At 44.8% G+C, this 23407-nt stretch carries 22 protein-coding genes; 4 read left to right on the top strand and 18 right to left on the bottom strand.

Going from position 1 to position 23407, the window contains the following annotated elements:
- Window positions 1-370: 370 nt before the first annotated feature.
- From thiI to pomA, 3 genes are all read right to left on the bottom strand, one after another.
- Window positions 371-1819 (bottom strand): tRNA uracil 4-sulfurtransferase ThiI, encoded by a 1449-nt coding sequence (gene thiI / locus BCV39_RS09350; protein ID WP_048658100.1) that lies wholly within the window; start codon window positions 1817-1819, stop codon window positions 371-373.
- A 315-nt stretch (window positions 1820-2134) separates the two neighbouring features.
- On the bottom strand, window positions 2135-3082 hold the full coding sequence (locus BCV39_RS09345; RefSeq protein ID WP_017060777.1) for a flagellar motor protein MotB: 948 nt from the start codon (window positions 3080-3082) through the stop codon (window positions 2135-2137).
- Between the two features lie 12 nt (window positions 3083-3094).
- Window positions 3095-3859, bottom strand: coding sequence for a flagellar motor protein PomA (pomA, locus tag BCV39_RS09340; protein ID WP_004734406.1), 765 nt, complete (start codon window positions 3857-3859; stop codon window positions 3095-3097).
- A 298-nt stretch (window positions 3860-4157) separates the two neighbouring features.
- On the opposite strand from pomA, the gene xseB reads away from it, so the two are divergent.
- Genes xseB through dxs form a run of 3 tightly spaced genes read left to right on the top strand, consistent with a single transcriptional unit; the run spans window position 4158 to window position 7209 of the window.
- Window positions 4158-4400: an exodeoxyribonuclease VII small subunit gene (xseB, locus tag BCV39_RS09335; protein ID WP_004734405.1), complete on the top strand. Its 243-nt coding sequence runs from the start codon at window positions 4158-4160 to the stop codon at window positions 4398-4400.
- Between the two features lie 20 nt (window positions 4401-4420).
- Window positions 4421-5305: a (2E,6E)-farnesyl diphosphate synthase gene (gene ispA, locus BCV39_RS09330; protein ID WP_102432642.1), complete on the top strand. Its 885-nt coding sequence runs from the start codon at window positions 4421-4423 to the stop codon at window positions 5303-5305.
- Window positions 5306-5325: 20 nt separating this feature from the next.
- A complete protein-coding gene (dxs, locus tag BCV39_RS09325) occupies window positions 5326-7209 on the top strand; it encodes a 1-deoxy-D-xylulose-5-phosphate synthase (RefSeq protein ID WP_102432643.1) in 1884 nt (627 codons plus the stop codon).
- Window positions 7210-7321: 112 nt separating this feature from the next.
- Here the strand turns inward: dxs and pgpA are convergent, their stop codons facing one another.
- The 14 genes from pgpA to BCV39_RS09255 form a co-directional block, all read right to left on the bottom strand.
- Complete coding sequence (gene pgpA, locus BCV39_RS09320) at window positions 7322-7828, bottom strand: phosphatidylglycerophosphatase A (RefSeq protein ID WP_102432644.1); 507 nt, start codon at window positions 7826-7828, stop codon at window positions 7322-7324.
- Window positions 7828-8802, bottom strand: coding sequence for a thiamine-phosphate kinase (gene thiL, locus BCV39_RS09315; RefSeq protein ID WP_055319579.1), 975 nt, complete (start codon window positions 8800-8802; stop codon window positions 7828-7830). Before thiL ends, pgpA begins: the two co-directional genes overlap by 1 nt.
- A gap of 115 nt (window positions 8803-8917) precedes the next feature.
- The gene (nusB, locus tag BCV39_RS09310; RefSeq protein ID WP_004734399.1) at window positions 8918-9385 is read right to left on the bottom strand and encodes a transcription antitermination factor NusB; all 468 of its coding nucleotides are present in this window, start codon (window positions 9383-9385) and stop codon (window positions 8918-8920) included.
- The gene (ribE, locus tag BCV39_RS09305) at window positions 9385-9855 is read right to left on the bottom strand and encodes a 6,7-dimethyl-8-ribityllumazine synthase (protein WP_004741508.1); all 471 of its coding nucleotides are present in this window, start codon (window positions 9853-9855) and stop codon (window positions 9385-9387) included. The genes nusB and ribE overlap by 1 nt, the downstream gene beginning before the upstream one ends.
- A gap of 295 nt (window positions 9856-10150) precedes the next feature.
- Window positions 10151-11260 carry a bifunctional 3,4-dihydroxy-2-butanone-4-phosphate synthase/GTP cyclohydrolase II gene (gene ribBA / locus BCV39_RS09300; protein ID WP_017096788.1) on the bottom strand — a complete coding sequence of 370 codons (1110 nt, stop codon included), beginning with the start codon at window positions 11258-11260 and terminating at the stop codon, window positions 10151-10153.
- 107 nt (window positions 11261-11367) lie between these two features.
- A complete protein-coding gene (locus BCV39_RS09295; protein ID WP_102432645.1) occupies window positions 11368-12024 on the bottom strand; it encodes a riboflavin synthase in 657 nt (218 codons plus the stop codon).
- A gap of 46 nt (window positions 12025-12070) precedes the next feature.
- Entirely contained in the window at window positions 12071-13174 is a 1104-nt protein-coding gene (gene ribD, locus BCV39_RS09290; protein WP_048664554.1) for a bifunctional diaminohydroxyphosphoribosylaminopyrimidine deaminase/5-amino-6-(5-phosphoribosylamino)uracil reductase RibD, read from the bottom strand.
- Window positions 13175-13214: 40 nt separating this feature from the next.
- Window positions 13215-13664, bottom strand: a complete 450-nt coding sequence (gene nrdR, locus BCV39_RS09285; RefSeq protein ID WP_004734394.1) for a transcriptional regulator NrdR — start codon at window positions 13662-13664, stop codon at window positions 13215-13217.
- Window positions 13665-13820: 156 nt separating this feature from the next.
- Window positions 13821-15071, bottom strand: a complete 1251-nt coding sequence (locus BCV39_RS09280; protein ID WP_102432646.1) for a glutamate-5-semialdehyde dehydrogenase — start codon at window positions 15069-15071, stop codon at window positions 13821-13823.
- Between the two features lie 91 nt (window positions 15072-15162).
- Entirely contained in the window at window positions 15163-16347 is a 1185-nt protein-coding gene (gene proB, locus BCV39_RS09275) for a glutamate 5-kinase (protein ID WP_170960819.1), read from the bottom strand.
- 76 nt (window positions 16348-16423) lie between these two features.
- Window positions 16424-16813: a sigma factor-binding protein Crl gene (gene crl / locus BCV39_RS09270; protein ID WP_017060787.1), complete on the bottom strand. Its 390-nt coding sequence runs from the start codon at window positions 16811-16813 to the stop codon at window positions 16424-16426.
- Between the two features lie 144 nt (window positions 16814-16957).
- On the bottom strand, window positions 16958-18211 hold the full coding sequence (frsA, locus tag BCV39_RS09265; protein WP_102432647.1) for an esterase FrsA: 1254 nt from the start codon (window positions 18209-18211) through the stop codon (window positions 16958-16960).
- An 89-nt stretch (window positions 18212-18300) separates the two neighbouring features.
- Entirely contained in the window at window positions 18301-18765 is a 465-nt protein-coding gene (gene tet(34) / locus BCV39_RS09260) for an oxytetracycline resistance phosphoribosyltransferase domain-containing protein Tet(34) (RefSeq protein WP_009847475.1), read from the bottom strand.
- An 84-nt stretch (window positions 18766-18849) separates the two neighbouring features.
- Window positions 18850-20139, bottom strand: coding sequence for an NCS2 family permease (locus BCV39_RS09255; protein ID WP_017633422.1), 1290 nt, complete (start codon window positions 20137-20139; stop codon window positions 18850-18852).
- Window positions 20140-21203: 1064 nt separating this feature from the next.
- Between BCV39_RS09255 and BCV39_RS09250 the strand changes: the two genes are divergently transcribed.
- Window positions 21204-22676: an aminoacyl-histidine dipeptidase gene (locus BCV39_RS09250; RefSeq protein WP_102432648.1), complete on the top strand. Its 1473-nt coding sequence runs from the start codon at window positions 21204-21206 to the stop codon at window positions 22674-22676.
- Between the two features lie 142 nt (window positions 22677-22818).
- Here the strand turns inward: BCV39_RS09250 and BCV39_RS09245 are convergent, their stop codons facing one another.
- Entirely contained in the window at window positions 22819-23358 is a 540-nt protein-coding gene (locus tag BCV39_RS09245; RefSeq protein WP_048664552.1) for a DUF3332 family protein, read from the bottom strand.
- Window positions 23359-23407 lie beyond the last annotated feature (49 nt).

The raw sequence follows: 23407 nt of genomic DNA, 5'->3' as shown, positions 1-23407 counted from the left end.
TTTATGTGCAAAGAAATGTAACAACAAGTTTATCAATAGCTGTGCTAATTAATCTTTATTATTTTTCATCGCTAATCACAGAATCAGATACCCACTCAAATAATCAACTGAACACATACAAATAGCACCATTGAGTTGCACTAAAAAGTAACAGAATACTTCAAGATACTCACACTTCTTCGGTACTTATAAACCTGTTTAGAGCTCACTCTCTCTATCAATCAAAAATTTTGAATCTGAGCATGACGATAGCACGCCCAAACTCACGACTCTGTCTGACTACTGTAAATCATTCACAATAGAAAATAAAAAAGCCGCTTACTTTTCAGTAAGCGGCTTTGCAAATGATTAACGGTTGGTCAACACTCCACTATGGGCGGTAAACCTTAACGTTATGGAAGCCTTGCTCTTGTAGGTAGAGCGCCTGTAGACGGCTCATTACACCACGGTCACAGTACAGCAAGTACTCTTTATCTTGGTCTAGGTCACCGAACTGAGTCGAAAGCTTGAAGAACGGAATGTGTTTAATTTCAACACCATCGATCTCTAGTGGGCTTTCGTCTTCTTCTTCTGGGCTACGGATATCAAGAACGATAGCGTGCTCAGCAACAGCTTGAACTTGTTCAACTTCAGGCGCTTGCTCTTGGCTCTCTTTCTCGATGTCACGGATATCCATAACACGAGCGTTCTCGATCACTTGATCCAGCACTTCAAAGTTAAACTTAGCTTCTTCTGCTTCCAGTTTGCCTTTCTTCGCTTTCACTGTTGGCTTCTTAGAGATAACACCACAATACTCAGGCATTACTTTAGCGAAGTCTTCAGTACCGATGATACGAGAAAGGTCAATGATGTCTTCTTTGTCCCAGTTGATAAGCGGACGAAGAATCAAAGTATCAGTCACGTTGTCGATGTGGCGAAGGTTAGTTAGCGTTTGGCTAGAAACCTGACCAAGTGCTTCACCCGTTACTAGCGCTTCAATACCGAAACGCTCTGCAACCATACCACCAGCACGCATGAACATGCGCTTAAGAACAACGCCCATTTGGCCGTCTTCAACGTTCTCTAGGATTTCAGCAACCACGGGTTCAAAATCTACAGAAATGAACTTCACCTTTGCAGATGAGCCGTATTTGTTCCATAGGTAGTGAGCTACTTGCTTAACGCCAATCTCGTGCGCTGGGCCACCAAGGTTGAAGAAACAGTAGTGAACCTTAGAGCCACGCTTGATGTGCAGGTAGCTTGAAACACCAGAGTCGAAACCACCAGAGATCAAGCTCAGTAGGTCTTCTTGAGTACCAAGAGGGAAACCACCTAGGCCTTTATGGCGAGCTAGAACTTGGTTTAGCTTATCGTTAGCCACTTCAACCTTAACGGTTACATCAGGGTTCTTAAGTCGAACTTTAGCTGACTCAACCGCTTGGTTTAGACCACCACCTACGTAGCGTTCAAGTTCAATAGATGTAAAGTCATGCTTACCACGACGCTTAGCACGAACAGAGAAAGTCTTGCCTTCAATGTCAGCACGGCTGCGTTCTAGTACTTGCTCGTAAATATCGTGCAAGTCTTTGAATTCAGACTGTTGTACTTCAAGAGAGTGGTGAATACCTGGAGTGTGAGTCAGAGCCTCTAACACTTCTGTGTAGTACTGGTCACTCTCAGACGTCACTTCTATATGATCGCGACGGTTGAATACCGCAACACTTTCACAGCGACGTTGAATAACGTTACGAATGTTGCACTCTAGAATCCTTGTGAAGCGCTTACGCACCGATTCACTTTTTACAAAAATTTCCGGATGGGGCTTAACAATAAATTTCATAGTACTTTCACAACATTAATGTTCAAAATTTTGAAAACGCTCATCGCCAAACAAATTAGAGAATTTACCCAGCACTTGAAGCAAGAATAGATCATATCTAAATCTAAGGGCGCGAATTATACATGAGAAAGTGAAGCAAGGAAAAGAGTGCTTGCTGCAACACCATCATTAAACTGCCTGTTATTAAAAGTAGCAGGTTTCGAAACGACATAAATACAGCAGAGAGATGATTGAAGACCAGCAAACAAAAAGCCCAACCTCATTGTAAGGTTGGGCTTTCGATGCTATCTGCTCACCACCGCGTGCACATATCGGCTACTCATTAATAACAGGCACTTCATCACTGTAAAGCGGTTCACCCTGCATGATGCTGATTTCAACGCGGCGGTTAAGGCTACGTTGCCATTCAGTATCATTCGGCTCCACAGGCTCAGTATCGGCCATACCACGCACTCTCAAGCGTTGATGAGAGAAACCGCGTACCTTTTCCATCTCTTGAGCGACAGACACTGCTCGCTGTGATGACAAGTCCCAATTTGAGCGATAAAGCTCTGAATCAAGACGTTGGTTATCGGTGTGCCCTGAGATTCGGACAATGCCCGGTACATCTTTTACTAATTCAGCGACCTGTCTCACCAATGGGCGAAATTTAGGTTGTAAGAAAGCAGAACCCGATGGGAATGCGCCTTTCTCACGAATTCGAATCACAATCTGCTGGCCAAGATTTTCCACCTCAATCGCGCCTTGGTCGATTTCTCGTTCCAACGCTTTCTTGATGCTTTCCATCAAGGTTTCCATCTCTTGCGATTGAGCTTCAGCTTGTTGTTGCTGTTGGTCTGACTCAGAATTTTGATTGTCGTGAGTCGAAACCTCTGGCGACTTGCCTCCGGTCATCTTGCCTTGGTCACGCATGGTGCCGCCAGCACGCTCAGATTCACCTTCATGAAACTCAAGCGTTTGCTGCGTAATATCAATAGTCTGCTGCATGATCACATCAATAGGTGTTGGCTCTGGGCGACCAGGGCGGAACTCTTGTGCAATAATGCTGGTGCCTTTAGGAATGTCTTTCACTTCCAAGCGGTTTTGTACACCAAACGCGAATTTCATCGAGCCAGCGATCTGTTTGAACTTCAGTACGTCCATCTCAGAAAATGAGAGCAGCAGTACGAAGAAACACATCAGCAGTGACATCAAGTCAGCAAATGTCCCCATCCATTGAGGTAACCCCGGAGGAGGACATTTACATGGATTCTCTTCATCCATCTTAAACTCCTCTTACGCGGGTTCACCATCAATCGTGCGCTTACCTTCGTTGAGGTAGCTCTTGAGGTAACCATCAATAACTCGTGGGTTCTGACCATCTTGAATAGCCAGTACACCATCCATAACTAGACGACGGTTAAGTGTCTCTTGGTCACGACGTAGCGCAAGCTTGTCAGCAATTGGGAAGAACACCATGTTCGAAAGAATCGCACCGTACAGAGTGGTCAAAAGTGCTACCGCCATCGCAGGACCGATCGCTTTTGGATCATCCATGTTCGAAAGCATGGCAACCAGACCAACCAAGGTACCAATCATACCCATCGCAGGAGCAACATCACCAAATGCAGAGAACACTTTCGCGCCCTGCTCGTGACGTTCAGTCGTTAATGCGATGTCTTTTTGCAATGCTGCACGTACTACATCTCCATCATGGCCATCTACCAACAGGTCGATGCCCTTTTGCATGAAGCTGTTACTGATTTCCATCTCTTCGAGTGCTAAGAAGCCACCTTTACGCGCTGCATCCGCCATCTCTACCACTTTAGCGATAAGATCTTCAGGTTCATCGGCTTTAAACATGAAGGCTTTGCCTGCAATTTTAGTCGCACCAAAGAACTGCCCCATGGTGAACTTCATCAGAACAACAAAGGTTGAGCCACCAACCACGATCAAAATGGATGTCGTGTCATAGAACATCCCGAGGCTTCCACCTAGGATCATTGCCATGATTACAAAGGCAAATCCACCAATCAAACCTATTAGGGTTGCTAAATCCACTGAGCACTCCTCATGCTTTTTTGTAGCTCTATGTCGACGATAATCTTTGTATCGGCAAGACTATAAGATCTTTTAGTAAATTCTTGGCCTAAGTATCACACTTTTCGTTTTTGAATCCCAACTATTGGCTTACTTTGCTCTTATAGGTAGCGCATAAACTCGATAAAGCTAAGGTTATTCAAGCAAAGTGAGTTCAAGCCCCTTAAAAACAAACTTTCTAGCAAAATTTCTTGGTTACATTTGACCATCTTAGCGGCCTAGGGTAACGTTCGTTCATCTTTCCAAACGCAGATTTATTATGGCTACTAAGAAACCTGAAAATATGAGCTTTGAAGCAGCAATCGAAGAGCTTGATGGCTTGGTTGATCAACTAGAAAATGGTGATCTAGCTTTAGATGATGCGCTGAAGAAGTTCGAACGAGGTATCTCCCTCGCTCGTGCCGGTCAAAGCAAACTAAACGATGCTGAACAGCGTGTTAGCATCCTACTGCAAAATGATGAAAACGCAGAACTTAGTGACTTTAACCCACAACCAGAATAACGAATTGTATGAGATCCCCTATGATCGAGACTTTATTGTCTTATCAAGCACGTAATAACGAGCAACTGAACCTTTGGCTTGATCGCCTGCCACACCAAAATCAGAACCTGATCAACGCAATGCGTTATGGGTTACTTTTAGGCGGTAAACGCGCACGTCCATTTCTTGTCTACATTACAGGGGAAATGCTCGGCTGCACCGCTGAAGAACTCGACACTCCAGCCTCTGCAATCGAATGTATTCATGCCTACTCTCTGATTCACGACGACCTTCCAGCAATGGATGACGATGAACTGCGTCGTGGTCATCAGACTTGTCACATCAAATACGATGAAGCAACGGCAATTTTAACTGGCGATGCACTACAAACTCTCGCCTTTACTATACTTGCGGAAGGCACATTAAATGCTGACGGTGAAAGCAATCGCGTTCGAATGATTCAACGCCTAGCAGAAGCCTCTGGTGCACAAGGTATGTGTATTGGACAAGCACTTGATATTGAAGCTGAAAACCGCTCTGTCACGCTAGAAGAGTTAGAAGAGGTTCACCGCAATAAAACGGGCGCTCTAATGAAATGTGCGATTCGTTTAGGTGCACTCGCTGCTGGCGAAAAAGCGTTTGAAGTGATGCCTCAATTAGACAAGTACGCCGATGCCATTGGATTAGCATTCCAGGTTCAAGATGATATTTTAGATATCACCAGCGATACTGAAACTTTGGGTAAACCACAGGGTTCTGACCAAGAATTGAACAAAAGCACCTACCCTTCTTTGCTAGGTTTAGAGGGCGCTCAAGAAAAAGCGCAAACTCTGCTACAGGAAGCGCTTCAAGCTTTGGCTGCAATCCCATACAATACCCAGTTACTCGAAGAGTTCGCCCGATACGTCATCGAGCGCAAGAACTAGACAATAAGCGCGCATTACCTATGACTCTTGATATATCAAAGTACCCTACTCTTGCTTTAGCTGATAAGCCAGAGGATTTGCGTCTCCTCCCGAAAGAGACGCTTACACAGCTTTGTGATGAATTACGTACCTATCTTCTTAACTCGGTGAGCCAATCAAGTGGTCACTTAGCGTCAGGCTTAGGTACAGTAGAGCTAACCGTTGCTCTGCACTACGTGTACAACACACCTTTTGACCAGTTGGTTTGGGATGTTGGCCACCAAGCATACCCGCATAAAATTCTTACTGGTCGTCGCGACCGCTTGTCGACTATCCGTCAAAAAGATGGGCTACACCCATTCCCATGGCGTCAAGAGAGCGTATACGACACCCTTTCGGTTGGTCACTCTTCAACTTCGATCAGTGCTGCACTTGGTATGGCTATCAGTGCAAAGAAAGAAGGCAAGAATCGTAAAGTCGTGAGTGTGATTGGTGACGGCGCGATTACTGCGGGTATGGCATTCGAAGCTATGAACCACGCGGGCGATATTCACAATGACATGCTGGTTATCCTTAACGATAACGAGATGTCGATCTCTGAAAACGTAGGTGCTCTGAACAACCACCTAGCTCAAGTTCTTTCTGGCAGTCTTTACACGTCTATTCGTGAGGGCGGCAAGAAAGTGCTATCTGGCGTTCCGCCGATTAAAGAGCTGGTTCGTCGTACAGAAGAACACCTAAAAGGCATGGTTGTTCCTGGCACCATGTTTGAAGAGTTAGGCTTTAATTACATTGGTCCAATTGATGGGCACGATGTGAATGAGCTGATTAAAACGCTGAAGAACATGAGAGACCTTAAAGGCCCTCAGTTCCTGCATATCATGACTAAGAAAGGCAAAGGTTACGAGCCAGCAGAGAAAGATCCAATCGGTTACCACGGCGTACCGAAATTCGATCCAGCACACTCAAGTCTGCCTAAGAGCACCAGCTCTAAACCAACTTTCTCTAAGATTTTTGGCGACTTCCTGTGTGATATGGCCGCGCAAGATCCTAAGCTGATGGCGATCACGCCTGCAATGCGTGAAGGCTCTGGCATGGTACGTTTCTCTAAAGAATATCCAGAACAATACTTCGACGTTGCTATTGCTGAGCAGCACGCTGTGACGCTAGCAACCGGTATGGCGATTGCGGGTGATAAACCGATTGTGGCTATCTACTCGACTTTCCTACAACGTGGCTACGATCAGTTGATCCACGATGTAGCTATCATGGATCTACCGGTCATGTTCGCGATTGACCGTGCAGGTCTTGTCGGTGCCGATGGTCAAACACACCAAGGTGCGTTCGACTTAAGCTTTATGCGTTGTATTCCAAACATGGTGATCATGGCACCAAGTGACGAAAACGAATGTCGCCAAATGCTATACACTGGCCACCAACACACAGGTCCAAGTGCCGTTCGTTACCCTCGAGGTAATGGCATGGGCACTGAGATCCAAAGTGAGTTTACTGCGCTTGAGATTGGTAAAGGTCGTATCGTTCGTGAAATTGCGAAAGCAAAAGATGGCTCGAAAGTCGCTATCCTAAGCTTCGGTACCTTCTTAGAAAGTGCGCTTCAAACCGCTGACGCTATCGATGCGACCGTTGCAGACATGCGTTTTGTGAAACCGCTAGACGAAGCTCTGATCAAGCAACTTGCTGCTGACCACGATGTACTGGTTACTATCGAGGAAAACGCAATCGCAGGTGGTGCGGGTGCGGGTGTGATTGAATTCTTGATGCAAGAGAAACTACTGATGCCAGTATTGAACCTTGGCCTACCTGACAAGTTCATTGCTCAAGGCACTCAAGGCGAGCTACATGAAGAGCTAGGCTTAGACGCGAAAGGTATTGAGAAGTCTATTTCTGACTACCTTGCTAAATAACTTTCACAAGCAAGCGGCATAAACGACAAAACAAAAAAGGTTGGCCCTAGGGTCAACCTTTTTAGTATCCGTTAATTAGTTTGGTGTACCACCAACTAAGCCTTCAGCTAACTCACACTAACCAACCTGCGAAATGCGCTACGGCATACAACGAAATCGACGCCATAATACCCGCCACAATATCGTCAATCATGATACCCAAACCACCATGAACTCGCGCATCTAACCAACCAATCGGCCATGGTTTTACCATGTCAAAGAAGCGGAAAAGCACAAAACCAGTCAGAAGCCATTTCCAGTCATCAGCAGGGATATTCAGCATCGGCACCAAGCTCATGGTGATCCAAAAGCCCGAAAACTCATCCCAAACGATAGAACCGTGGTCATGCACGCCCATATCATCAGACGTTACTTGGCAGATCTTAATACCAATAATGCAGCTTACAACCACCACAGCAACGTAAGCAGGGAACGGTAGCTGAACCAACAATAAGTACAATGGAATAGACGCGAGCGTACCCATGGTGCCGGGAATAATAGGCGATAAGCCACTACCAAAACCCGTTGCTAAGAAATGCCAAGGGTTTTTAAGAGAAATAAGAGAAAGTGGGTTTGTCATCAATTAACCTTAAAGTGATCGTAACCAGTTAAGTTCCAACTCAGTGGTTCACCATTATTGTGTAATTCAAAATATTCTACAGGTCTTATCTGGCCAATGCAGGTGACTTTTGTGCCAGTGTGTGACAAAGCACTTTCCAATGACCCTTTATTCTCTTCCGGCACAGTAAAGCACAGTTCGTACTCTTCACCACTGGTGAGCGCATACTGTTGAGCCGAAGCGACATCAGAAGCAAACTGGCGCAGCTCTGGAGAGATAGGAAGGCAACTCACATCAATGCTTGCACCAACCTCTGAACGCTTCAGGATATGCTTTAGGTCAGCAATCACGCCGTCAGAGATATCAATAGCAGACGAAGCAAGATTAACGAGCGCCTGGCCCGCGAGCACTCGTGGAGAGCTGATGTAGTGTCTCTCTTCAAGCTCAAGTGCATAAGGCTTAGCTTTGTTCTGTTCAGGGTTAAGTAGCACTTCGAGGCCAGCTTTACTGTCACCTAGGTTACCTGTTACGTAAATCCAGTCACCCACTTTAGCGCCATCTCTACGCAGTGCTCGTCCTTCAGGAACAAAGCCCTGTACAGTCAATGTCAGGCTTAGTGGTCCTTTAGTTGTGTCACCACCAATTAACTGGATACCAAAGTAGTCTGCGAGTTTAAAAAAGGAGTCACAGAAAGGAGCAAGCCATGCCTCATCCACCTCAGGCATTGTTAACGCAAATGAAACCCAAGCAGGCGTCGCCCCCATAGCAGCCAGGTCGCTAATGTTAGACGCCAAGGCTTTATGTGCTACCCATGCAGGATTAGCCTCAGCCAAGAAATGGGTACCAGCCACTAAGGTGTCCGTACTGATCGCTATCTCAACATTGCTTGGCGCTTTGACCAAAGCACAATCATCACCCGCAGCCAGATGTACATCTTTACGTTGTGGTTGTCGATTTACAAAATATTTTTCAATCAGGTTAAATTCGCCAGACATCACATGCCCTATCTTTAGTCTTCATACAAATCACCGTAATTATTGATATTACAGAAATTTAGTTACAAAAAAGGCCAGCATGATAGCTGACCTTTAGATTCAATATACGAACGTCTTATTTCTTACGAACGTGCGGTGCAGCTTTATCAAGCACACCGTTAACAAACTTATGGCTGTCTTCTGCTGCGAATACTTTCGCAAGCTCGATAGCTTCGTTGATAACCACTTTGTATGGTACATCTTCGCGACGAGTCATCTCGTACATAGCTAAACGTAGAAGCGCTAGTTCCATCAGATCCAGATCTTGCATAGGGCGAGATACGAATGGACGAAGCTTGCTATCAAGTTCCATGTGGCTAAGAGCAACACCAGTTAGCAGGTCGCGGAAGTATGCAACGTCTGTTTCTGGCATAGCAAGTGCAGGTTCTGCAGCATGATGCTCTTCTTCATCATACTTACCACCAGATAAGAACTGTTCTTCAACGGTAGCAATATTTTCTTTAGTAATTTGCCAAGAATAAATTGCTTGTAGAGCAAATTGACGTGCGTTACGACGTGCGGCTGGTTTCACACTGGCCCCCATTAGGAATCGATTTCAGAAAGAACGTTGATCATCTCAAGTGCGCTAAGTGCTGCTTCTGCACCCTTATTACCAGCCTTGGTTCCTGCGCGTTCAATAGCTTGATCGATCGTATCAACAGTAAGAACACCAAACGCTACTGGAAGAGAGTATTCCAGAGACACTTGTGCCAAACCTTTATTACATTCACTACAAACATAGTCAAAGTGAGGTGTACCGCCACGAATTACTGTACCAAGAGATACAATCGCATCGAACTTGCCTGTTTTTGCAACGCGCTGCGCTACAAGTGGAAGTTCAACTGCACCGGGGCAACGAACAACAGTGATGTTGTCTTCGCTTACTTGTCCATGACGCTTTAAAGTATCGATTGCACCAGAAAGTAAACTTTCGTTAATAAAACTGTTGAAACGAGCAATAACGATAGCAATTTTTGCATTTGGCGCTGGGAAGCCACCCTCGATCACTTTCATAAGCCTTCCTTTAACTATTTTCATCAAGTGAGAATCGCCGGATTCTAGCACAAAACTGTGAGCAATATCTAATGGTAATTTAGAAGAACAGACACCGGCAATGTAAAGATGATAATGCAGCGCCAATCCCAAGCATATAGGAACAGCGAGTAGCCAAGTTTGTGTATTGAACACGTATTGAGTCGAACTTGGCTACTTTGCTCTTTTGACAAGATTTATCACCAAAAGAGCCACTGAGATTATCGGTAAATTATGTCACTACAAACGGAGAAACGTCTGCTCGTTGACACATATTTTATTCGCAAACATACTCAACAACGTTAAGACCAAAACCACCTAATGCGTGGTAACGCTTAGTGCTCGAAGAAAGCAGACGCATATCGTGCACGCCTAGGTCTTGAAGAATCTGAGAACCGACACCAACACGACGTGAGGTACCTTGCTTCTTAGCCATGGTTGGTTGTTCGTTCTTATCTTGCGCTTCAAATGTCTTCACTTTGTGAATCAAAGAATCAGACGACTCTTCGTTACCAAGAATAACCAACACACCGCCTTCGTCTCCAATGCGCTTCATCGCTTTATCTAGCGACCAGCTGCGCTCGGTACCACGATCTGAATGAAGCAGATCGGTAAACGTATCATGCAGGTGAACACGTACTAAAGGAGCACCTTCAGTTAAGCTACCTTTTTGCATGGCGTAGTGGATCTGGTTATCAATTGTATCGCGGTAAGTCACAAGCTCGAAATCACCAAACTCTGTTGGTAAATGGCATTGTGCAACGCGCTCAATTGTCGTTTCAGTGTTGTTGCGGTACTCAATCAAGTCAGCAATAGTGCCAAGCTTGATGTCGTGCTTTTCTGCGAACACTTCAAGATCAGGGCGACGCGCCATAGTACCGTCGTCGTTTAGGATTTCTACGATAACCGATGCTGGTTCACAGCCCGCTAATCGAGCTAAATCACAACCCGCTTCAGTGTGGCCAGCGCGCGTTAATACGCCGCCTTCTTGAGCTGTCAGTGGGAAGATATGACCAGGTTGAACTAAGTCAGCCGCTTTTGCGTCTTTCGCTACTGCAGCTTGAACCGTCACTGCACGATCGGATGCTGAAATACCGGTTGTTACACCCTCTGCCGCTTCAATCGAAACCGTAAAGTTAGTGGTGTACTGTGCATTATTGTCTTGAACCATAGGTGCTAAACCCATACGGTTTGAACGCTCTTTAGTCAGCGTTAGACAGATCAAACCGCGGCCGTACATTGCCATGAAGTTAATCGCTTCTGGCGTAACATGTTCTGCTGCCATGATCAGATCGCCTTCATTCTCGCGATCTTCATCATCCATCAGGATAACCATTTTTCCTAGGCGAATGTCTTCAATAATTTCTTGAGGAGTACTAATTGGCATTGTTCTATATCCTTTGAAATGGTTCTGCTTCCTAGAACCGACACTATTTAAACCTGATGATATTGCTTCGCTTTACAAAGTCTCGCTTAATTACTTTGTATTGACGGTTAGGCAAAACCATTCTGCTGTAAGAATTCCATCGTTAATCGAGATTCAGGCTCAGATTCTTGTTGCTGACCTTGCAGTAAACGCTCCATGTAACGCGCTAATACATCGACTTCTAAATTCACTTTACGACCTACATTGAATTGGTCGATGATGGTTTCTGAAGAGGTGTGAGGAACGATAGTCAGCTTGAATGCGTTCTTGCGTAAATCGTTCACAGTCAGACTGATGCCATCGACCGTTATTGAGCCTTTTTGAGCGACGTATTTTGAGATCTCTGCTGGCATTTCTACCCAAAACTCAATTGCACGGCCAACTTGGTTGCGTTCAACAATCTCACCCACGCCATCAACGTGACCAGACACAATGTGTCCACCGAAACGCGTGGTTGGTAACATTGCTTTCTCAAGGTTAACTTTATCGCCCGCTTGGTAATCGACAAAACCCGTTTTGTTCAGGGTCTCAAGCGAAAGGTCTGCACTGTAGCTGTGGTCGTTGAATTCAACGACTGTCAAACACACACCATTGGTTGCGATACTGTCGCCTAACTGAACGTCAGCCATATCAAGCTTGCCAACGTTGACCGTTACGGTGATGTCTTCTCCGCGGGGAGTGATTGCACTCAATGTACCTACGGCTTCTACAATTCCTGTAAACATTTTAAAACTCTTTTTGTTGTCAACGACACGTATGCAGTTGGAGTAACTATTTCGAGAGTGGTTTCGCTGCTATTGGTTTAGCCACAATTGGTTTCGCCACAATGCGAATATCCACACCAACCTGTCGAACATCTTTAATTTCTAGGTCAATAACGTCAGACATTGAAGTGAGCCCTAATGCGCCCATCAAACCTCGTCCGTCACTGCCCATAAGTTTAGGTGCTAAATAGAGGATTAGCTCATCCACCAGCTGTTCTTCAATCAAGCTTTTTGCCAATGTTGCGCCCGCTTCGACCCAAATATGGTCGATATGATTGGCAGGTAATTGACGCATCAGATCGTGCAAATCGAGCTGACCTGCATCTGTGGTTCCTACTTCAATATCCGCAGACGCTTCAGCCACTCTTAACACTGGTGTTGGCGACTGATATAACTTGAGCTCAGGACGCAGTTGATTTTGACGATCAAGAATCACGCGAATTGGCTGACGAAGTTCATCTTCAGCGTAATGAGCTTTAATACTGCTTGGCAACTCTGCCCAGCGAACATTCAACGAGGCGTTATCTTCAATCACCGTTTGGCTTGTGGATAACACTGCGCCCGCTTTTGCTCGGTAATTCTGAACATCACGACGCGCTTCTGGCGATGTGATCCACTGGCTTTGGCCATTTTCCAATGCAGTTTGACCATCAAGGCTAGCCGCCATCTTCAACTGAACAAATGGCATGCCAGTTTGCATACGCTTGATAAATGCAGGGTTCAAATCAAGAGCATCTTGCTCTAACAAACCAATTTCAACCTCAATACCCGCGTCGCGTAGCATTTTGATACCACGACCTGCGACTTTTGGGTTTGGGTCCTGCATAGCGCAAATTACTTTTGCAACTTGAGCCTTAATCAAACCTTCGGCACAAGGCGGCGTTCGACCATAATGCGAACAAGGTTCAAGTGTGACATAAGCTGTCGCGCCTTTGGCCTTATCGCCTGCCATTCTCATGGCATGCACTTCGGCATGAGGTTCGCCCGCTTTAGCATGAAAACCTTCACCGACGATCTGACCATCGGTTTGTACGATGACACAGCCCACATTCGGGTTTGGTGCAGTAGTGTAAATGCCGCGTTTTGCTAACTGAATAGCACGCGACATCATTTGAAAATCTAGGGGAGTAAAGTTTGACATGATTGAAGAGTTAATCCTCTAATTTAGCGATTTCTTCGCCAAACTCTCGGATGTCTTCAAAACTACGGTAAACAGAGGCAAAACGGATGTACGCCACTTTGTCCAATTCTTTCAATTGGCCCATCACAAGGTTACCAATCATCTCGCTTGGTACTTCACGCTCACCAGTTGCACGGAGTTGTGACTTAATCGTACTGATCGCAAGTTCAATTGCATCAGCACTCACTGGGCGTTTTTCGAGGGCGCGCTGAACACCACCGACCATTTTATCTTCGTTAAATGGTTCGCGGTTTCCATTCGACTTAATTACTTTAGGCATCACAAGTTCTGCCGATTCGAACGTAGTAAAACGCTCGCTACATGCAAGGCATTGACGGCGACGACGAACCTGATGTCCATCGGCAACCAGTCTTGAATCGATTACTTTAGTGTCGTTCTCTGAACAAAAAGGACAATGCATATCACCTCCAAATAATTGAATATCAGTGTAACGGAATTGCCAAACGTTAGGAAAGAAAAAGGGCCAATTAAGGCCCTTTTGTGTGGTGATTCATTGATTATTGCTACTCGATCGCCATTTCAAAAATGAGCTGAGGAGTAAAATTAACGACCAGCGTTAACCGCGAACTAAATAGTTCGCTTTACCTACCCATTTGTAACTTGTTAGCTCTTCTAAGCCCATAGGGCCGCGAGCATGTAATTTCTGGGTAGAGACTGCTACTTCAGCGCCCAAACCAAACTGCGCACCATCAGTGAAGCGAGTTGATGCATTTACATATACCGCCGCAGAACCTACCGAGTTAATAAAGCGCTCTGAGCTTTCTAGGCTGTTAGTCATGATCGCATCAGAGTGACTCGCGTTGTGTACGCGCATGTGGTCAATCGCTTCTGCAACGTCAGCAACCACTTTTACGCCTAACGTGTAGCTTAGCCATTCAGTGTCAAAGTCACCTTCAACCGCATCACGTTGGTCTTCAAAGCCAGTTAGCAGTGATTTCGCACTCGCATCAGCAACCAAGGTTACCTTGCCCGCTAAACGCTGTTTCAACTTAGTAAGGAAAGCTTCAGCAGCGGCTTCATGCACTAGCAGTGTATCCAATGAGTTACATGCAGATGGACGTTGAACTTTCGAGTTTTCAACCACATCGACAGACTTCTCAAGATCAGCGCTTTCATCAACAAAGATATGGCTGATACCAAAACCACCGATGATCACTGGAATAGTACTGTTCTCTTTACACATCTTGTGCAAGCCAGCGCCACCACGAGGAATGATCATGTCAACATAGTCATCTAGCTTAAGCAGTTGAGATACGAGTTCACGATCCGGTTTTTCGATGTACTGAACAGAAGCCGCAGGAAGTTCCGCTTTCTCTAATGCAGACTGGATAACTTTAACCAGTTCCATGTTCGAGAAAAACGTCTCTTTACCGCCACGTAGGATACTTGCGTTACCAGTCTTCAGACACAATGCCGCAATATCAATGGTTACGTTCGGACGCGCTTCATAGATAACGCCAACCACACCAAGCGGTACGCGACGGCGAGACAATGACATGCCGTTTTCCAGTACCTTGCTGTCAATTTCGCTGCCTACTGGGTCATTCAGGCTAATCACGTTACGAACATCGTTAGCAATGCCTGTTAAGCGCTCTTCGTTAAGAAGTAGACGGTCAAGCAGTGCGTCAGTTAAACCGGCTTCGCGACCTAGTTCGATATCTTTCGCATTCGCTTCTAAAATCGTTGCTGCGTTTGCTTCTAGCTCATCAGCGATGATCGCCAATGCTTTATTCTTTTGCGCCGTAGATGCGGTCGCTAGGTAGAAAGCAGCGTCTTTTGCTGCGATACCCATGTTAGTTAAATTCACGTTTAACTCTCCCTAAATTCTGTCTGTCTTTGGATGTACAAAGGCGATTCGCGATGTCTAAACTCGCTGCTCATCGCCTTATCATCACAAGCTACTCTTGAATCACGACTAGGTCGTCACGGTGAATGACTTCTGACCCGTAATCGTAACCAAGGATGTCGCCAATATCTTTACTGTGCTTGCCTGCTATTTTTGCTAGGTCTTGGCTTGAGTAGCTAGCGATACCACGCGCTACTACTTTGCCTTTGCTGTCTGTGACTTGGGTAACTTCACCACGAGAGAACTCGCCTTTAACTCGAACAACACCTTTAGCCAACAAGCTACTGCCTTTGGTGTTGACTGCGTTTACTGCACCGTCGTCGACCACAATGTCACCAGCTGAAGCAGGACCCGCTAAAATCCAGCGTTTACGGTTTTCAAGCGCTTCGGCTAACGGCAAGAAACGTGTGCCTTGTGGGTTGTCACTCAGTGAGTCAAACACCACATTTTCAGCACTGCCCGCAGCAATAATCACTTCGATGCCAGCGCGACGAGCAATATCCGCAGCCTGCAGTTTTGTCGCCATGCCGCCAGTACCTAACGTCGTACCGCTGCCGCCTGCGATCTTACGCAGTGTGTCATCAATGGTTTTCACTTCTTTGATGAGCTCAGCATTTGGATCTTTACGAGGGTCAGCCGTAAACAAGCCTTTTTGGTCTGTTAGTAGCAAAAGCTTATCAGCACCGCACAAAATACCCACTAATGCCGACAAGTTATCATTGTCGCCCACTTTAATTTCGTTGGTTGCTACTGCATCGTTTTCGTTTACTACCGGAATAATATCGTGTTCAACAAGTGCGTTGATCGTGTCACGTGCATTCAGAAAACGCTCGCGATCATCGAGATCAGCACGAGTCAGTAGCATCTGACCAATCTTAAGGCCATAGATAGCAAACAAAGACTCCCAAACTTGAATCAACTGGCTTTGCCCAACTGCCGCAAGCAACTGTTTGCTCGCCATTGAGTTGGGAAGTGCGGGGTAACCAAGGTGCTCACGTCCTGCTGCAATTGCGCCAGACGAAACCATAACCACAGAGTGGCCTTGTTTTTTTAATTCTGCACATTGACGAACTAGCTCAACCATGTGAGCACGATCTAATGCCAATGTTCCACCAGTTAAGACACTGGTACCCAGTTTAACAACGACAGTTTTACGCTGTGTTGTTGTCCCGCTTTGATGATTTGTTGTCATGAAGTCTTTTATGGATAAAACAAATAAGAGGTGATGTTTTAGCAATCAAAAGGGGAATTCACAAGCAGAAAAGGTGCGAAACCGCACCTTTTTGCTTTATATAGAAGAGTAACCTTTAAAATTAGACGAATTCGACAGACTCTTCGTCTAATTGGATACTGATTTCAAACTTACTTTGAAGTTCATCAACCAGTTTTTTGTGGAAGGCTTCTTGAGTTCGAGAGACCTCAGCGACCGCCTTTTTAGGTAACGGCAAAGAATCCCAGTTACCATCGATGTTGTATTTACCGATATTGTACTTCGCCGAATATCCCTCTTCCGACTTATCTAATTCCAGCCACCAGCCCCAAAACTCGCGTTCTTCTGGTGATTTTTTATCGTTCACACATACAGACAAGCAATCAAAGATATAGTGACCTTCTTCTGATTGCGGTTCCCTCAAGTAAGGCCCGATCGCCTTTAAAACATTCAACAAGCGGTAATGCGTAGGTTGTTGTGTCACTTCTGACATATTGAATCTCCATTTTCAATGTTAAGAATGACGTTACTCAGACTGTTATACGTAGAAACTACGCAATTGGATTTTATAAATTATTACTGAGTATCAGGTACTTAGTTTGTACACTTTTCATGCTTAACTAATTTAGGAGAAATGTCATCTAAATAATTCATCCTCAAGCCACTTTATCGCCAATTCGAGGGATTGCTCATAACCTTGTGTAATTGACTTAGCTTTGATTTTCTTCGCTTTTCCGTAATCACTGTAAATAGCAACCAGTTGATTATCCATCGGTGGTGATACAGGATCACCCTCTAAGGCCAATGCCAAGATAGGAACACTGGTTTTACTGTTTGACAGCAAACCTTGCACCTTCAGTGACCACGCCATCAATTGCCCAGAAAGACTATTGATATCGACCGCCCCTTTACCAAGACGCGAAGCCAACACATCCAAATGCATCTTAGGCATCTGCTTAAGTTTGTCGGCATGAACAAAGATATCGTGAATTGGCGCGCCTAAAGAGATACATGCTTTTATCTTGTGTTGCTCAAGGAAAGATAATCTGACCATCGCATTGCCGCCAAAGCGGAAGCCAAATAAACCCACTTTGTGGTGATCCACCCATGGAATGTTAGGTAGCTCATTCAGCACAGCTTGGTGAAGACAAGACGAGTCTTCTGTCAAAGGCCAATGCGCACTGTGCCCTATCGATGGCATGTCTACCGTTAACATAGCAATGTTCTTAGGTGCTAAATAATCCCTAAACAAGCGCCACATATCAGTTTGTAAGCTATCGAGACCCGCGCTGACAATCACAACTGGTTGTGGTTTGTCTGTTTTAGTTAGATGCAAGTTCGCTTTGATCTTCTTGTTTTGGTACGGAATATCAATCTGCTTGACGATCAACTTGGTGTGCTTAATCGCTTCAGAATAGGCTGCGTTGGCCAACACTTGAGCCTGAGCTGCCAAATTGTCGTTCTTGAGATGTGGGTAACCCGCAATACTGAAACACAACGATGCTGAAAACAGCTCTTCAGCCATCTCTTCACCGTTCTTTTCATTAGAACGATTCTGATGTTGCATACCCAGCTTGGTCCATTCGTATGCCCAATTACCACTTCGGTAACCCATAACCGTATCAAGCCACTCATCGGTTGTACGAGAGTTATCTGATGACGCGATGCGAGCCAATACCGCTTCTTGCTCTATTGGATTAACGCCTTGCCATACCCACTGAAGACGTCTTAGGTTTCGGTACCATGATGAGTTTTGCTGTTCACGCTTCTCATCCAATAACTCTTCAGAGCTTGGCATGTATTGTGTCAACATTGAGGTCTCTTTCGCCTGCTTGTGCTTTACAAACAAGGTTTCCGAAAGGTTCGAGCTCGTTTCTTCTGGTTCAGACATTGGGATACTTAATAAGAAATGGTTGTCACTAATCATATAAAAAAAAATGACCCTATAAAGGGTCATTTCTCAAAAAACTAAGTTTACGCTTATTTTGACTTGCGATTTACTGGCTCAACGTAGCTTAGGCTAGTATCCCAAGGTTGCTCAATCCATGTGTCTTGAGCGATATCAACAATGTACTCGTCTAGCAAATCAGCGCCAGATGGTTTTGCACATACAGCGATCAGTTTCGCTTTAGGGTACATTTCGCGAAGCTTACGTGCAGTGTCACCACTATCAACCAAGTCTTCAACGATTAGGAAGCCTTCGCCGTCACCTTCAGGTGCTTTAACTACTGTCATATCACGTTGGTGATCGTGGTCGTAGCTAGAAATACAAATCGTATCTACGTGACGAATACCTAGTTCACGAGCCAAGATTGCACCAGGAACCAAACCACCACGGCTTACTGCCCAGATGCCTTTCCACTGCTCTGCTGGCATTTGCTTTTCAGCAAGTTGACGGCAGTAAGTCTGCATGTTGTCCCAAGTGATAACGAATTTGTTGCTCATAGTATAAAACCTAATAATTTTGTCATGTTATTAGAGGCTATCTCAAACATAGCCTCTTCAGCGATTAAGCAGAAATCTAGACGATTAAGCGAAAATGTATTTAAGAATAAAGATAGCCGACATTACCCACACAGCAGGTGAAACGTCGCGACCTTTACCACTTAGCAGCTTAATTGCAGCGTAAGCGATGAAACCTAGTGAGATACCCTCAGCGATAGAGTACGTCAGCGGCATAAGCAGACATGTTACCACGACTGGTGCTGCTTCCGTAAGATCACGCCAATCAATGCCAACTAGGCCAGACATCATCAGAATTGCTACATAGAAAAGTGCACCTGATGTTGCGTAAGCCGGAATCATACCTGCAAGTGGCGAGAAGAAAAGAGCCAGTAGGAATAAGATACCAACAACAACCGCTGTTAGACCTGTACGGCCGCCTTCAGCGACACCCGCAACACTCTCAACATAAGAAGTAGTATTTGATGTACCTAGCAGTGCACCAATAGATGTTGCTGTAGAGTCAGCAAGCAGTGCTTTGTTCAAGCGAGGTAGTTTGCCGTCTTCTTTGATTAGGTTTGCTTTCGTTGCAACACCAACCAGAGTACCAGCTGTATCGAACAAATCGACGAACAAGAATGCGAATACCACTGAAATCATACCGATTTCAAATACAGCAGAGAAATCAAGCTGCATGAATGTAGGAGCAAGGCTTGGTGGTGTAGACATGATGCCGCCGTATTGAACGTCACCAATAATAATACCAAGAGCCGTGATTGCTAGGATTGCAATCATTACTGCGCCTTTCACACCACGGTGAACAAGAGCAATCGTAAGGAAGAAGCCTAATGAACCAAGGATAGGAGCAATCGCAGTAATGTCGCCCAGTGAAACTTTAGTTGCTGGGTTAGAAACAACGATGCCTGCATTGCTAAGAGCAATAAACGCTAGGAAAAGACCGATACCTGCAGAGATACCAACACGCAGAGACATAGGGATCGAGTTGATAATCCATTCACGGATCTTAAAGATACTTAAGAAAATGAAGATTACACCTGATACGAAAACCGCTGCCAGAGCAACTTGCCACGTATAACCCATACCCATAACAACTGCGTAGGTAAAGAAGGCGTTCAGACCCATACCTGGTGCTTGAGCGATTGGGTAGTTAGCAACAAAGCCCATGATGAAACAGCCAATAGCAGCCGCTAAACAGGTTGCTACAAATACAGCGCCATGGTCCATACCAGCATCAGCTAGAATCATTGGGTTTACAAAAATGATGTAAGCCATTGTTAGGAAGGTTGTTAGACCTGCGATGATTTCAGTGCGCACATTGGTGCCATTTTCACTGAGTTTGAATAGCTTTTCGAACATTATCGAATCCTATAAGGGTAAAAAGTAAACGGTTGCGTAATCGATTGGCTGTGGATTATAAAGTTATCAAATAACAAATTCCAGATAGAATTAAGGCTCTAATCGATATTTATCAGAATGCCGTATGAAACAAAGCGATTAAAAACGCAGTAATCACCAAGAAATAATCATAATAAACAGTTAATTAAGCCCATTAAGCACAATGAAAAATCTTGGTTACTTTTTCGACCATCTGTTATTTTGATAAAGAATCTAACCATTAAATTCTGAATTCAAACCCACAAGAGTTGTGTATTTTTCAACAGGATCAGTAATAAGGCGCAAATTGATATTTTGGCGTTTAAAAAACAACCACGCAGAGCAGCAGGAAAAGAGACGAGATAAAGCGGTTTGGAAAAGTAGCAGGCAAAAAAAACGCCACTCAAAACTGAGTGGCGGTAGAATCTGTCAACCAAAAGGGCTGTAAAAGAATTCCAATATATAGGGGTGAACAAAACTGTTCGAGTTACATGCTTACGGTATTAGTAACCAAAGCTTGTAGGGTATGCAAAGTTGCTAGTGTAAACAGAGCTGTTAAGCCAGAACATTGCAGATGGTAAACCTTTCATAACTATCACCTTAATAAATCAATAAAAAACAAATTTGATTTCTCGGTTCCTTGGAGGCGATAAAACGGACTCATCCTTTGAGCATTTACTCTTCGTCTCAGAAGTTGGTTATTAATATACCCTAAAGAAAAAAGATTACAAGTATTTTTTGCTATACATCACACTTTTGGCTACTTGTGGTTATTTTGCAAACTTATTTTCGTAATTAAATTACAAAAAAGAATTAAACAAACGTTTGCCCGTGTCATTTATAAGCATCAAAGCGCTTAATCATGATCAGATGGACAAGATCGCTTTCAAAATTTGAGCTATTTGAGGTTTAGAACCGCTACTCGTCAAAACACTCTAGTGGTATGCTGTTGCCATCAAAACAGACCCATATTTTAGATTTTTGTTCTAAGTTTTCACCTATAAAAACCCTAAATATATGGTTATCAAATAAAAAAGGAGTCATCCGTGTCTGAATTCCATTCTGAGATCAGTAAATTATCCCCTGCCCCTATTTGGCAGTTCTTCGATAAGATTTGCTCAATCCCACACCCTTCAAAGCATGAAGAAGAGCTTGCTCAATACATTATTGCTTGGGCAACAGAGCAAGGCCTAGATGTACGTCGTGACCCAACGGGCAACGTATTCATCAAGAAGCCAGCAACGCCGGGTATGGAAAACAAAAAAGGTGTGGTGCTACAAGCTCACATCGATATGGTTCCACAAAAGAACGAAGACACCGTTCATGACTTCGCTAAAGATCCAATCCAACCATACATCGATGGTGAGTGGGTTACAGCAAAAGGGACAACGCTTGGCGCTGATAACGGCATGGGCATGGCTTCTTGCCTAGCGGTTCTTGCTTCAAACGAAATCCAGCACGGCCCTATCGAAGTTCTACTAACAGTAGATGAAGAAGCAGGCATGACTGGTGCTTTCGGTCTTGAAGCGGGTTGGTTAGAAGGCGATATCCTTCTTAACACCGATTCAGAGCAAGAAGGCGAAGTGTACATGGGTTGTGCTGGCGGTATCGACGGCGCAATGACATTTGAAGTTGCACGTAATGCAATTCCTGCTGATTTCGTAACACGCAAGCTAACGTTGAAAGGCCTTAAAGGCGGTCACTCTGGTTGTGATATCCACACAGGCCGTGCAAACGCAAACAAACTGCTTGCTCGCTTCCTAGCGGGTCACGCGAAAGAGCTAGACCTACGCATCGTCGAATTCAAAGGCGGTAGCCTACGTAATGCGATCCCTCGTGAAGGTTTCGTAACGGTTGCAGTACCTGCTGCAAACCAAGAGAAACTGGCTTCTCTATACAACTACTACACAGAGCTTCTTTCAACTGAGCTAGGTAAAGTAGAAGACAGCATTGTTACTTTCAACGAAGAAGCTTCGGTTGAAATGGGCGCTCTTGTAGCAGCTGACCAAGCTCGCTTTATCGCTGCACTAAACGCTGCGCCAAACGGCGTGATTCGTATGAGCGACGAGATTGAAGGTGTTGTTGAAACATCTCTAAACGTTGGTGTTATCACAACAGAAGAGAACTCAATCACTGTACTTTGCCTGATTCGCTCTTTGATCGATTCTGGCCGTAGCCAAGTTGAAAGCATGCTGAATTCTGTTGCTGAACTAGCAGGCGCGAGCATCGAGTTTTCTGGCGCTTACCCAGGTTGGAAGCCAGACGCAGATTCAGAAATCATGCACATCTTCCGCGACATGTACGAAGGTATCTACGGTCACAAGCCAAACATCATGGTTATCCATGCTGGTCTTGAGTGTGGTCTATTCAAAGAACCTTACCCGAATATGGATATGGTTTCTTTCGGCCCAACGATCAAGTTCCCGCACTCTCCTGATGAGAAAGTGAAGATCGACACCGTTGAGCTATTCTGGAACCAAATGGTTGCACTGCTTGAAGCAATCCCAGAAAAAGCATAATTCGATAAGCTATGTTTGTTCAATGAACCGTGCTTTTCAATAAATAGTACTTTTCAGTAAATGCCGTTTATTCGAGACAAAATAAAACAGGTACTCATTGAGTACCTGTTTTTGTATCTAATTTTTGTAATAAGCAAAAAAATTAAGCGCGTGAAGCTGCGTAGTTCTCTAGCTCATCAATTGAAGTTTGTGCAACCACTTCGCCATCGATGAAGTACGTTACCATCTCACCATCACGAACACCGATTAGTGTCGCTCGCTCACCAGATTGGTAAGTGATATCCATTTGGATTGTATTTTCATCAATCTGCTGCATCTGACCTTTTTCGATCATATTTACATTAGTGATTGGGCCTACCGGTGCTTCTGTTAGAGACGGATCTAGCTGATGGTTAATATCAAGGTAAGTATCAACCTTAGTATCAAAGATGTGCGGAGCACCCGTTAGTGGGTTGCTACCTGTCCAGAACTCTAGTGAGTTGAATACTAGGTAATCCGCTGCAACCGTTAGACCGTACGCAGGTGCCAACAGTAAGTTCAAACCGCCACGTGCGTAACGGTTATCAACCGCTTTAAGGTTGAACTTCATTAGGTAACCCGTTACTGCGTTGCTACCAACACAGCCAGACAAAGCAACAGATACCACTGCTAGTGCTACAACTTTTGAAATTGTTTTTTTCATTTTGATCTCGATATTTGAATTTGGCCGCCAAAAAATGGCGGTGGATAAT

This window comes from Vibrio sp. 10N.286.55.E10 (genome assembly GCF_002872555.1).
Lineage (GTDB): Bacteria > Pseudomonadota > Gammaproteobacteria > Enterobacterales > Vibrionaceae > Vibrio > Vibrio crassostreae.
This window is presented reverse-complemented; position numbering and strand designations above follow the sequence as displayed.